Genomic DNA, 11,776 nt, shown 5'->3' with positions numbered 1-11,776 from the left:
TCGGGAGCGGGATCCGAACGCAGAGGTCGCGAAGGTTCCGCAGAAGTCGCAGAAGAGAATTCTTGAAGGTTCCTTTTGCGTTCTCTGCGAAACCTTCGCGCCTTCTGCGTTCGGATGTCCGCTTTCAGCGGCTCGAACGGAGTCAGCGTCGCTAACGCTCTTTGCGCAGGAAGAGCCGCGAGATGGTCTGGGCCGTCTGCTCGCGCGAGGCGGCGTCGCCCGCGTGCAGCTCGGCGAGCGCGCCGTGCATCATCTTCTGCGTGAGCCCGCGCGACATCGCTTCGAGCACCGCATCGATCGGCTCGCCCTTCGCGAGCAGCTTGCGCGCGCGCGCCATTTCGGCGGCGCGCCATTCGTCGGCCTGGGCGTTGAGCTGCTGGATCAGCGGCACCGTGCCGCGCTGGCCCAGCCAGTGCATGAAGCTCTGCACGCCGGCATCGATGATGGCCTCGGCCTGCGCCACCGCCGCCTGCCGGTTGGCCTGGCCCTGCTGCACCACCTGGGCGAGGTCGTCCACGGTGTAGAGATAGACGTCCTCGAGCGCCTTGACCTCGGGCTCCACGTCGCGCGGCACCGCCAGGTCGACCATGAACATCGGCCGGTGCTTGCGCGCCTTGAGCGCGCGCTCGACCGCGCCGAGGCCGATGATCGGCAGCGTGCTTGCGGTGCAGCTCACCACGATGTCGAATTCCGCCAGCCGGCCCGGCAGGTCGGCCAGCCGCATCGCCTCGCCGCCGAAGCGCGAGGCCAGCTTCTCGCCGCGTTCCAGCGTGCGGTTGGCGATCGCCAGGGCCTTGGGTTCCTTGGCCGCGAAGTGCGTGGCCGCGAGGTCGATCATCTCGCCCGCGCCGACGAAGAGCACGCGCGTCTGGCGCAGGTCTTCGAACAGCTGCCCGGCCAGCCGGACCGCCGCGGCCGCCATGCTGATGGAATGGGCGCCGATCTCGGTGGCCGTGCGCACTTCCTTCGCCACCGCGAAGGAGCGCTGGAACAGCTGGTTGAGCGTGCTGCCGAGCGCGCCGGCCGTCTCGGCGGCGCGCACCGCGTCCTTCATCTGGCCCAGGATCTGGGCTTCGCCGAGCACCATCGAATCGAGGCCGCTGGCCACCCGGAAGGCATGGCGCGCGGCCTCGCCGTCGTGCAGCGTGTAGGCATGCGAGCGCAGCAGCGCCGGTGCCACGCCGCCGCTCTGCGCCAGCCAGCCGAAGGTATGGTCGAGCGCAGCCTGTTCCGCGGCGCAGTAGATCTCGGTCCGGTTGCAGGTCGAGATGATGGCCGCCTCCACCTGGGGATGGCGGCCGGTGCCGAACGAACTGCGCAGGCTCTGCAGCGTGGGCGCGATCTGATCGAGGGCGAACGCAAAACGACCGCGCAGATCGAGCGGCGCGGTCGTGTGGTTCAAGCCAAGGGCCCAGACTGACATAGCCGCTGATTATAAAATCAGCAGGCATCGTGCGGCTGTGAAGGGGCTTGGCCGCGCATGCCGGAAACGACAAGGGCGCCGCAGGCGCCCTTCTTCGTTTCTGTCCTCCCCGGCCGCCCCCGCTCCTTCCCCATCGCCATGTCCCTGCTGGCTCTGCTCAACCACCTGCTGAACTTCGTCGCGCCCGCCCTGGCCGTGGGTTTCCTGTGCGCCCTGGCGGGCCGGCTGGGCGGGGCGAGGGCGGGCGCGCCGGCTTGGTGGGTGCAGGGCGCGATCAATTCGGCCGTCGGCGCCGCCGCGCTCCTGGCCGGATTGGTGTTCAGGGGACGTGACGGGACGATGACCGCCTACGCAGCGCTCGTCATCGCGAGCGGTACAAGCCAGTGGATGGTCTCCCGCGGCTGGCGAAAGTAGGGTCGGCCGCGGGGCCGTATCAGTTTCAACATGTTACTTGGGTTAACATATCTATTCGAGATATGGTAATTTTTCGCATTTTGCGGGAAGAGTGACAGGCAAAGTGCCTTGACCGGTCGGCGGCAGGGCGGCCCATGGGACGGTACCGATGTATTTGCATCCGCTAATTGCCAGTGTTCCCCCGGACGAGCGGGCCGCGTTTGTCCAGCGCATCGAACTTCGCTCCTGCCGGCGCAACGAAGTGGTGCTCGGTGCGGACGAGTGGACCGACCGCATCTACTGCGTCGCGACCGGCCTGCTGCGCGTGGTGGTTCAGGGCAGCGAGGACAGCGGCGACGTCACCACCGACTTCATCCGCCCCGACGATTTCTTCCTGAGCGCCACCCTCACCGAAGAGCGCTACCAGTCGGGCGCGACGCTGATCGCAGCCCTGCCGACTTCGCTCTATCTGATTCCGACGGTGGAGTTCCGGGCGCTGTGCAACCGCCATCCGGCGGTGACGATGGGGCTGCTCGGCATGGTGATGAAGCGCACCACGGCGCTGCGCCGGCAGATCCGTCAGATTTCGTCGGCCTCGTCGGAACGGCTCATCAGCCGCATCCTGCACGAACTGACCGAGCTGGCGCCGGGCAGCGGCGGCGGCTACGACAAGCGGATCACCCAGTCGGTGATCGCCTCCTATTCGGGGCTGTCGCGGATGCAGGTCAACAAGACCATGCGGGACCTCGAGCGCCGCGGCCTGGTGCGGCGCGACGAGCACGGTGTCTACGTGCCGCCGCATTTCGCGTCGTCGGATTTCCAGGAGCTGCCGTCGAGCGAGCCGCCCGCGCCGGCGCCGCAGGACGACGAGGTCGGCCCTTCCTTCTTCTCGGAACTGCTCGAAACGCCGAAGGACGGCTCGAGCAAGGGCTGACGCGGCGGCCGGCCGCCGCGCTCAGCCGACGGCGATCCGTGTGCCCGTGCCGCTGCCGGCGCGGCGGATGCCGTCCGGGCCGTAGAAGGGCTGGGCGCTGGTGGCCTGCAGGTAGTTCAGCGCGTTCTGGGTGAATTCGATCTGGCCGTAGACCATGGCGCCGTTCTGCCGGTTGCCGGCGCGGGCCTGCTGCGCGAGGTCGAGCAGCTCGTTCCAGGCCGCCAGCGAGGCGTCGCCGTCGGCGGCCGCCGCCGCATCGCCGCCCGCGCGGCCCGGTTCGAAACCACGTGCCACCTGGGCCGCTTCGCGCGCCTGGTCGAGCGCGGCCATGCGGTCGAGCAGGCCGGCCTTCTGCTCGGTGATCGAGGGCAGTTCCGCGAACAGCCCGTTCTTCATGGCATGCGCTTCCTGCGCGAGCACCGAGAGGAATTCCTCGACGCAGCGCTTTTCGGCCAACAGGTGAACCAGCATGGTGGACTACAGCTTTCCGTTGTCGTCGAGCAGCTCGCGCACGCTGGCCAGCAGGCCGCGGGCGATGCGCTCGGGGTGGACTTCGTAGCGGCCGGCGCGGATGTCCTCGCGGATCGCAGCCACCCGTGCGGCATCGAAATCGGCGTTGGGCGCGTCGGGCAGCGAATGAACCTGCCCCGAGCTGAGCTGCACGACGTCCTTGCCGCCGTGGACGGCATCGGCGCCGCCGGCTGGCGACGGGGACGCGCCCTTGCTCGTGCGGGGGAGCGGTATGGCCGAAGGGGTGGATGGATCGATTTTCAAGATGATTCCTCAAAGGGCTGCCTTGTGTATCGGCAGTCCGGCCCGAAACTTTAGCCCCGCGCCGCGAATACCGCTATTGCGGCAGCCGCAGCTGGCCCTCCTCGTCGGCCACGCCGCTCACGACGCGCCCGTCCAGCGTCTTGGCGCGGGCGGTGGCGCCCACGGCCGCGCTGGTCAGCGCCCGCGCCTCGGTGCTGACCGCAAAACCGGGGCCCTCGGCCACGACCTTGACCGTCTGGCCCTGCTGGATCACCGTCACGCCGCGCACCAGCTCGCGACGCAGCGGCACGCCGGCCGTGATGCGGTTGGCCGCCACCACGCCCTGGAGTTCGGCCGCATCGGTCAGCACCGAGCGCGGCAGGGCGGTGAGGTCGCCGCTGCGGACCGCGAAGTCGCCCGCCCCGAAGGCCTGCCCCGCATCGATGTTGCGCGTGGCCACGACATAGCTGCCCGTCACCGCCACGTGCGCGAGCACGAAGCGCGTCCACGGCCTGTCTTCGGAATGGCAGCGCAGGCCGACCGAGACGCGGCCCCAGGGCGCCGCGCCGCGCGGCAGGAACGGCTCGACCGCATCGCAGGGCGGCAGCGCGCCCGAGGCGGGTGCATCGACGCGGATCCGGACCGTGCCCGGCAGGCCCGCGGTCTGCGCCTGGAGGAACCGGTCGATCGCCACGCGCGCCTCGCCCGCGAGCGGTGCGGCCGCGATGGGCGACGCGGCCGCCGCGCACAGCGCCATGGCCAGCACGGGCAGCAGGCGCTTCGGGGAACGCAGTCTGGAGTGGTTCTTTTCCATCATCGGTGCCCGCAATTCTAGGAAGGCGCCCGCGATCCGAAGATTCGAAGTGCACGCCAAATGCCCCTTTGTTCGGCCCATTGCCGAAGCGGCTCGTGCATAGACTCGCTTTCCATCTGTCGCCACGCCCTCACGGGCCGCGATGCCTCCAACGGATGGAAACACATGATCGACAAGCTGGATGCGGCGCTTCGGTTCAACCGCGAAGCACTCAACCTCCGGACGCAGCGCCAGGAGGTGCTGGCCGCCAACATCGCCCACGCCGACACGCCCAACTACAAGGCGCGCGACTTCGATTTCGCCGGCCGACTGACCCAGGCGATGTCGCAGGGCCGCGCGGCGGCGGGATCGCTGCCCATGACCACCACCTCGGCCCGCCACATGCAGGCCACGAGCTCGTCGGCCATCCCGGACGGCGACCTGCTCTACCGCGTGCCCAGCCAGTCGAGCATCGACGGCAACACGGTCGAGATGGATGCCGAGCGCATCAACTTCGCCGACAACGCGCTGCGCTACGAAGCCAACCTCACGGTGGTCAGCGCCAAGATCAAGTCGCTGCTCGCAGCGGCGCAGTAACCGCCCCAGGAGCACGCATGCCCCAACCCACCGCATCCATGAACATCTTCAGCGTGGCGGGCTCCGCCATGGCCGCGCAGTCGCAGCGCATGAACGTGACCGCGAGCAACCTGGCCAACGCCGAGAGCGTGGCCGGACCCGACGGCAAGCCGTACCGCGCCAAGCAGGTCGTGTTCGAGGTGGCCGCTTCGGGCCAGCAGGACATCGGCGGCGTGAAGGTCGCCGGCGTGGTCGAGGACGGCTCGCCGCTCAAGATGGTCTACGACCCCAAGAACCCGCACGCCGACGCCAAGGGCTACGTGTCCATGCCCAACGTCAACGTGGTCGAGGAGATGACCAACATGATCTCCGCCTCGCGCAGCTACCAGGCCAACGTGGAGGTGCTCAACACCGCCAAGACGCTGATGGTCAAGACGCTGAGCATCGGCCAGTAATCCCAACGCACCCGCACGACCAGAACATGGCCATCTCCGACACCTCTTCCATCACGGGCCTCAACGCCGCCAGCGCCGCATCGAACGGCAAGGACGTCACCTCGGCCGACAGCGAGCAGCGCTTCCTGAAGCTGCTCGTGACCCAGCTCAACAACCAGGATCCGCTCAACCCGATGGAGAACGCCGAGCTCACCTCGCAGCTCGCGCAGATGAGCACCGTGAGCGGCATCGAGAAGCTCAACGCCACGCTCAGCGGACTGGTCAACCAGACCGGCACCAACCAGGTGCTGCAGGCGGCTTCGCTGATCGGCTACAACGTGCTGTCGCCCGGCAACACCATCGGCACCAGCACGCCGAAGGACGGCGAGGAGCCCGCACCCGTGCCCTTCGCGGTGCAGCTGCCCGACACCGCCGGCGACGTCGAGGTCAAGATCGTCGACAGCGCCGGCCGCACCGTGCGCACCATGTCGCTCGGTTCGATGACCGAGGGCGTCAATCCGGTCACCTGGGACGGCAAGGCCGACGACGGCAGCGTCGCCCCGGCCGGCAACTACACCTTCTCCGTCTCGGCCAGCAACAACGGCACCAAGGTGGAGGCCACCGCGCTGACCTTCTCGCAGGTGGCCGCCGTCAAGCAGGGCGCCAACGGCGTCACGCTCGAACTGGTGACGGGCCAGAGCATCACGCTCGCCGACGTGCGCATGTTCCTCTGAGCGCTTCCGCATCTTCCTCGCCGGCAGCGGCGGCCTTCGCGCCGCGGGCCGCTTCCCTTTCTTCCTCATCGCACTGAAACAAGGACTCGATCATGGGCTTTTCCCAAGGCATCAGCGGCCTGTCGGCGGCAGCCGCCAACCTGGACGTCATCGGCAACAACATCGCCAACTCCGGCACCGTCGGCTTCAAGTCCGGCGCGGTCACCTTCCAGGACGTCTACGCGGGTTCGCGCGTCGGCCTGGGCGTGGCGGTCTCGGGCATCACGCAGAACTTCACGCAGGGCTCGGTGCAGACCAGCAGCCGGCCGCTCGACATCGCGATCCTGAACGGCGACGGCTTCTTCCGCCTCAGCAGCCCGAGCGGCGAGGTGATGTATTCGCGCAATGGCCAGTTCACGCGCGACAAGGACGGCTACATCGTCAATGCCGGCGGCCTGCGCCTGACCGGCTATGGCGTGTCGGCCACCGGCGGCCTCGACGGCGGTACGCCGGCGCCGCTGCAGGTCCAGACCACCGCCATGAACCCCAAGGCCACCACCGCCATCGAGGCGCGCTTCAACCTGGACATGCGCGGCACGGTGCCCACGAAGACGCCGTTCTCTCCGACCGATTCGGACACCTTCAACTATTCGAACGCACTGGGGCCGATCTTCGATTCGCTCGGCAGCCCGCATGAGCTCGGCGTCTTCTTCGTGAAGACCGGCACCAATGCCTGGGACGTGTACGGCGCCGCCGACGGCACCGCGCTCAACGGCGGCGCGCCGATCTCCTCGATGACCTTCGACGGCAACGGCAACCTGCTCACCCCCGCGAGCGGCTCGATCACCTTGCCGACGATGAACTTCGGCAACGGCTCGGTGGCGCTCAATGCGACCGTGGACCTGTCGGGTACCACGCAGTTCGGCAACGCGAACGAGATCAACACGCTCAAGCAGGACGGCTACACCTCGGGTACGCTGACCTCGTTCTCGATCAATCCCGACGGCACCATCACCGGCAAGTTCTCCAACGAACAGACCACGCTGATGGGCCAGGTGGTGCTGACCTCGTTCGCCAACCCCAACGGCCTGGAGCCCAAGGGCGACAACGTCTGGGCCGAAACGCTGGCCTCGGGCCAGCCGCTCACCGGCACGCCGGGCGCCGGCACCAAGCTGGGTTCGCTCGCCTCGGGCGCGCTCGAGGCCTCGAACGTCGACCTGACCTCCGAACTCGTCAACCTCATCGTCGCGCAGCGCAGCTACCAGGCCAACGCGCAGACCGTGAAGACGCAGGATCAGGTCGTCCAGACGCTGATCAACATCCGCTGAGCCGCCCATGGACCGCATGCTCTACGTCGCCATGAGCGGCGCCAAGCAGGCCATGGAGCAGCAGGCCTCGGTCGCCAACAACATGGCGAACGCGTCCACGCCGGGCTTCCGGGCGCAGATCAACAGCTTCCGCGCGGTGCCCGTCACGGGCGCCGAGGCGCCCACGCGCGCCTACGTGGTGGCTGCCACGCCGGGCGCCGACTTCAGCCACGGTCCGCTCACCGAAACCGGCCGCGCGCTCGACGTCGCGGTGCACGGCGAGGGCTGGCTGGTGGTGCAGACGCCCGATGGCGGCGAGGCCTACACCCGCGTCGGCAACCTGCAGGTCAACGCCGAAGGCCAGCTCACCACGATGGGCTCGCTGCCGGTGGCCGGCGATGCGGGGCCGCTCGCGGTGCCGCCCGGCGCGGCCGTCACCATCGCTTCCAACGGCCTGGTCACCGCGCGCGGCGCGGGCGATCCGGCCATCGGCGTGGCCGAGGTCGGCCGCCTCAAGCTCGTCAATCCGCCCGTCACCGACCTGGTGCGCGGCGACGACGGCCTGTTCCGCATGCGGCCCGGCCTGCCGCCCGCCGAAACCGACGAAGCCGTGACCGTGACCACCGGTGCGGTCGAAGGCAGCAACGTCAACGGCGTCGAGGCCATGGTGGCCATGATCGCCAACGCGCGCAGCTTCGAGATGCAGATGAAGGCCATGCGCACCGCGGACGACAACGCGCAATCCGCCAACAAGCTGCTCGCCTACGGCTGAGCCGGCGCCCCTTAACGACTCCCCAAGGAAATCCCATCATGATGCGCTCGCTCTACATCGCGAAGACCGGTCTGGACGCACAGCAGACCCAACTCGACGTGGTGTCGAACAACCTCGCCAACGTCGGCACCACGGGCTTCAAGCGAAGCCGCGCCGTGTTCGAGGACCTGATGTACCAGAACCTGCGCCAGGTCGGCGGCCAGACCTCGGACCAGACCCGGCTGCCCTCGGGCCTGCAGGTCGGCACCGGCGTGCACGTGGTCGCGACCGAGCGCATCCATTCGCAGGGCAACCTGACGAAGACGGACAAGCCCACCGACGTCGCGATCAACGGCGGCGGCTTCTTCCAGGTGCTGATGCCCGACGGCAGCACCGCCTACACGCGCGACGGCTCTTTCCAGACCGACCGCGACGGCCAGCTCGTGACCGCGAGCGGCTTCCCGGTGCAACCCGCGATCACGCTGCCGGCCAACACCACCAGCCTGACCGTGGGCCGCGACGGCATCGTCTCGATCACCCAGGCCGGGCAGACCAACACCGTGCAGGTCGGCCAGCTGCAGCTCGCGACCTTCCTGAATCCGGCCGGCCTGCAGAGCAAGGGCGAGAACCTCTACGCCGAGACCGACGCTTCCGGTGCGCCGAACCAGGTGAACCCCGGCGTCGACGGCGCGGGCCTGCTGAGCCAGGGCTACGTCGAGGCCTCGAACGTCAACGTGGTCGAGGAGCTGGTCAACATGATCGCCACGCAGCGCGCCTACGAGATCAACAGCAAGGCGGTGCAGGCGTCCGACCAGATGCTTCAGCGGCTGGCGCAGTTATGAGATCGCTCCGGCTCTGGTTGCTGCTGGCGGCATCGGTTGCCACGGGCTGCGCGCAGATCCCGCGCGAGCCGCTGGTGCACCAGCCGATGACGGCGCGCGCCGACAGCATGATGGCCGCGGCGCCGCGGCCTGCGAACGGCGCGATCTTCCAGGCCGGGCCCGGCGGCGCGGCGCTGTTCGAGGACCGCCGGCCGCGCAACGTGGGCGACATCCTGACCATCGTCATCAGCGAGAAGGTCAACGCGAGCAAGAACTCGGGCGCATCGGCCAGCCGCACCGGCAGCCTGGTCGCCGACTTCGCCGGCGGCATCCCGAAGCTGATCGGCTCGCTGCTCGACGGGCAGGACGCCAAGCTCTCGGGCGGCAACACGCTCGCCGCCAAGGGCGGCGCGAACGCCAACAACACCTTCAACGGCGTGATCACGGTCACCGTCGTCGACGTGATGCGCAACGGCAACCTGCTCGTGAGCGGCGAGAAGCAGATGGGCATCAACCAGGGCACCGAGTACATCCGCTTCTCGGGCGTGGTCAACCCGCGCACCGTCTCGGGCAACAACACCGTGCCGTCGACGCTGGTCGCCGACGCACGCATCGAATACACGGCCAAGGGCTACATCGACGAGGCCCAGCACATGGGCTGGCTGCAGCGCTTCTTCCTCAACGTCATGCCCTTCTGACGGCGCAAAGCGCCGGCAGAAGCAGATACGACCATGCAAACCATCCGCAAACTGCGTTCCCTCATCGGCCTGGCGGCGCTCTGCGCGGCCGCCTGCAGCATGCCCGCCCATGCCGAACGGCTCAAGGAGCTCGCCAGCGTGCAGGGCGTGCGCGACAACCCGCTGATCGGCTACGGCCTGATGGTCGGCCTCGACGGCACCGGCGACCAGACCATGCAGACGCCGTTCACCACGCAGAGCCTGAACAACATGCTGCAGCAGCTCGGCATCACGATCCCGCAGGGCGTGAACATGCAGCTCAAGAACGTGGCGGCGGTGATGGTGACGGCCACGCTGCCTTCGTTCGCGCGGCCGGGCCAGAACATCGACGTGACCGTGTCCTCGATGGGCAATGCCAAGAGCCTGCGCGGCGGCACGCTGCTGATGACGCCGCTCAAGGGCGCCGACGGGCAGGTCTACGCGATCGCGCAGGGCAACATGGTGATCGGCGGCGCGGGCGCGTCGGCCAACGGCAGCAAGGTGCAGGTCAACCAGCTCAGCGCCGGCCGCATTCCCGGCGGCGCGCTCGTCGAGCGCGGCGTCGAGGCGCAGGTGGGCGGCGAGAACACCTTCACGCTCGAACTCAACCGCTCCGACTTCGGCACCGTGCAGCGCGCGGTCGAGGCGATCAACCGGCAGTTCGGCCCCGGCACCGCGCAGGCGCTCGATGCGCGCGTGATCCAGGTGCAGGCACCCGCGGCGCAGGAGCGCGTGGGCTTCCTCGCGCGGCTCGAAGGCCTCGAGGTCACGCCCACGCAGGCCGTGGCCCGCGTGGTCGTCAATGCGCGCACCGGCTCCGTGGTCATGAACCAGGCGGTGCGGGTGAACGACTGCGCGGTGGCGCACGGCAACCTGTCGGTGGTCATCAACACCGAGCCGGTGATCAGCCAGCCCAATGCGCTCGCCGGCGGCCAGACCGTGGTGGCGCAGACCTCGCAGATCTCGGTCAACCAGGGCGGCGGCGCGCTGCAGATGGTGCGCGGCGGCGCTTCGCTGGCCGACGTGATCAAGGGCCTGAACAGCCTCGGCGCCAATCCGCAGGACCTGGTCTCCATCCTCCAGGCCATGAAGTCCGCCGGCGCGCTGCGCGCGGAACTCGAGATCATCTGAGCGGCGGCGGCATGGCGATCACCGAAAGCAGGAGCCCCGCGCTCGACCAGCGCCTGGCGCTGGACGTGCAGGGCGTCGATGCGCTGCGCAACACCGTGCGCAATGCGCCCGAAGAGGGCCTGAAGCAGGTCTCGCGGCAGTTCGAGGCGCTGTTCATGAACATGGTGCTCAAGAGCATGCGCGAGGCCACGCCCTCGAGCGGCCTGCTCGAAAGCCGCGACGAGAAGATCTACCTCTCGATGTTCGACCAGCAGCTCGCGCAGAACCTCTCGGGCCGCGGCGTGGGCCTGGCCGAGGCGATGCTCGCGCAGCTGAGCCGCGGCGCGGGATCGGCCGAACCCGGCGCGGACACCGGCCTCGAAGGCCTGCCTTTCCCGTCGCGCGAGGGCGGCATGCCGTTCACGCCGCGCGGCGACATGGCGGCTGCGCGCCGCACCGAGATGCCCTTCGCGCCGCAGTCGGGCATTCCGCTCGGCTCGGCGCCGCCCTCGCGCACCGGCGCCGCCGGCCCGGTGGACCTGGCCATCTACCAGCGCAACAGCGAGCGTCCCTCGCCCGCGGCGATGGCCTCGCTGCAGGGCAACGTCGACGGCTTCGTGCAGCGCATGGGCAGCGCCGCGCAGGTGGCGAGCGCCGCGAGCGGCGTGCCCGCGCCGCTGATCCTGGCGCAGGCCGCGCTCGAATCGGGCTGGGGCAAGCGCGAGATCCGCGCCGACGACGGCACGCAGAGCTTCAACCTGTTCGGCATCAAGGCCGACCGCAGCTGGAAGGGCCCGGTGGTGGAGACCACCACCACCGAGTACGTCGACGGCGAGCCGCAGCGCGTGCGCGCGAAGTTCCGCGCCTATGCCTCGTACGACGAGGCCTTCACCGACTACGCGCGCTTCATCACGCGCAATCCGCGCTACGCCGGCGTGCTCGCCGCCGACACCCCGGCCGAGGCGGCGCACGGCCTGCAGAAGGCCGGCTACGCGACCGATCCGCAGTACGGGCAGAAGCTCGTTCGCATCATGCAGAAGTTCAGTTGAAGG

Annotated in this window: 15 protein-coding genes; 11 read left to right on the top strand and 4 right to left on the bottom strand. The window is 69.0% G+C overall.

What is annotated here, in order from left to right:
- Window positions 1–151 precede the first annotated feature (151 nt).
- Complete coding sequence (hemA, locus tag M2165_RS05175; protein ID WP_280813609.1) at window positions 152–1,423, bottom strand: glutamyl-tRNA reductase; 1,272 nt, start codon at window positions 1,421–1,423, stop codon at window positions 152–154.
- Window positions 1,424–1,561: 138 nt separating this feature from the next.
- On the opposite strand from hemA, the gene M2165_RS05170 reads away from it, so the two are divergent.
- Window positions 1,562–1,837, top strand: coding sequence for a hypothetical protein (locus M2165_RS05170; protein ID WP_280813608.1), 276 nt, complete (start codon window positions 1,562–1,564; stop codon window positions 1,835–1,837).
- Between the two features lie 148 nt (window positions 1,838–1,985).
- Entirely contained in the window at window positions 1,986–2,750 is a 765-nt protein-coding gene (locus M2165_RS05165; RefSeq protein ID WP_280813607.1) for a Crp/Fnr family transcriptional regulator, read from the top strand.
- A 21-nt stretch (window positions 2,751–2,771) separates the two neighbouring features.
- On the opposite strand, the gene M2165_RS05160 is transcribed toward M2165_RS05165, so the two are convergent.
- The 3 genes from M2165_RS05160 to flgA all read right to left on the bottom strand — a co-directional run bounded on the left by M2165_RS05160 (window position 2,772) and on the right by flgA (window position 4,317).
- Window positions 2,772–3,221 carry a flagellar protein FlgN gene (locus tag M2165_RS05160; RefSeq protein ID WP_280813606.1) on the bottom strand — a complete coding sequence of 150 codons (450 nt, stop codon included), beginning with the start codon at window positions 3,219–3,221 and terminating at the stop codon, window positions 2,772–2,774.
- Window positions 3,222–3,227: 6 nt separating this feature from the next.
- The gene (gene flgM / locus M2165_RS05155) at window positions 3,228–3,524 is read right to left on the bottom strand and encodes a flagellar biosynthesis anti-sigma factor FlgM (RefSeq protein ID WP_280813605.1); all 297 of its coding nucleotides are present in this window, start codon (window positions 3,522–3,524) and stop codon (window positions 3,228–3,230) included.
- Window positions 3,525–3,597: 73 nt separating this feature from the next.
- Window positions 3,598–4,317 (bottom strand): flagellar basal body P-ring formation chaperone FlgA, encoded by a 720-nt coding sequence (gene flgA / locus M2165_RS05150; RefSeq protein ID WP_280813604.1) that lies wholly within the window; start codon window positions 4,315–4,317, stop codon window positions 3,598–3,600.
- Window positions 4,318–4,482: 165 nt separating this feature from the next.
- On the opposite strand from flgA, the gene flgB reads away from it, so the two are divergent.
- The 9 genes from flgB to flgJ all read left to right on the top strand — a co-directional run bounded on the left by flgB (window position 4,483) and on the right by flgJ (window position 11,773).
- The gene (gene flgB / locus M2165_RS05145; protein ID WP_280813603.1) at window positions 4,483–4,893 is read left to right on the top strand and encodes a flagellar basal body rod protein FlgB; all 411 of its coding nucleotides are present in this window, start codon (window positions 4,483–4,485) and stop codon (window positions 4,891–4,893) included.
- Between the two features lie 17 nt (window positions 4,894–4,910).
- Window positions 4,911–5,327, top strand: a complete 417-nt coding sequence (gene flgC / locus M2165_RS05140) for a flagellar basal body rod protein FlgC (protein WP_280813602.1) — start codon at window positions 4,911–4,913, stop codon at window positions 5,325–5,327.
- A gap of 26 nt (window positions 5,328–5,353) precedes the next feature.
- Window positions 5,354–6,040 (top strand): flagellar hook assembly protein FlgD, encoded by a 687-nt coding sequence (locus M2165_RS05135; protein WP_280813601.1) that lies wholly within the window; start codon window positions 5,354–5,356, stop codon window positions 6,038–6,040.
- Window positions 6,041–6,132: 92 nt separating this feature from the next.
- Window positions 6,133–7,347 (top strand): flagellar hook protein FlgE, encoded by a 1,215-nt coding sequence (gene flgE / locus M2165_RS05130; RefSeq protein ID WP_280813600.1) that lies wholly within the window; start codon window positions 6,133–6,135, stop codon window positions 7,345–7,347.
- A gap of 7 nt (window positions 7,348–7,354) precedes the next feature.
- Window positions 7,355–8,098 carry a flagellar basal body rod protein FlgF gene (locus M2165_RS05125; protein ID WP_280813599.1) on the top strand — a complete coding sequence of 248 codons (744 nt, stop codon included), beginning with the start codon at window positions 7,355–7,357 and terminating at the stop codon, window positions 8,096–8,098.
- A gap of 38 nt (window positions 8,099–8,136) precedes the next feature.
- The gene (gene flgG / locus M2165_RS05120) at window positions 8,137–8,919 is read left to right on the top strand and encodes a flagellar basal-body rod protein FlgG (RefSeq protein WP_280813598.1); all 783 of its coding nucleotides are present in this window, start codon (window positions 8,137–8,139) and stop codon (window positions 8,917–8,919) included.
- Window positions 8,916–9,596: a flagellar basal body L-ring protein FlgH gene (locus M2165_RS05115; protein WP_280813597.1), complete on the top strand. Its 681-nt coding sequence runs from the start codon at window positions 8,916–8,918 to the stop codon at window positions 9,594–9,596. Before flgG ends, M2165_RS05115 begins: the two co-directional genes overlap by 4 nt.
- Before the next feature lie 99 nt (window positions 9,597–9,695).
- Window positions 9,696–10,745 carry a flagellar basal body P-ring protein FlgI gene (locus tag M2165_RS05110; protein ID WP_280817474.1) on the top strand — a complete coding sequence of 350 codons (1,050 nt, stop codon included), beginning with the start codon at window positions 9,696–9,698 and terminating at the stop codon, window positions 10,743–10,745.
- Window positions 10,746–10,756: 11 nt separating this feature from the next.
- Window positions 10,757–11,773, top strand: a complete 1,017-nt coding sequence (gene flgJ, locus M2165_RS05105; protein ID WP_280813596.1) for a flagellar assembly peptidoglycan hydrolase FlgJ — start codon at window positions 10,757–10,759, stop codon at window positions 11,771–11,773.
- Window positions 11,774–11,776: the final 3 nt, after the last annotated feature.

The sequence above is a fragment of the Variovorax sp. TBS-050B genome (assembly GCF_029893635.1).
GTDB lineage: Bacteria > Pseudomonadota > Gammaproteobacteria > Burkholderiales > Burkholderiaceae_C > Variovorax.
This window is presented reverse-complemented; position numbering and strand designations above follow the sequence as displayed.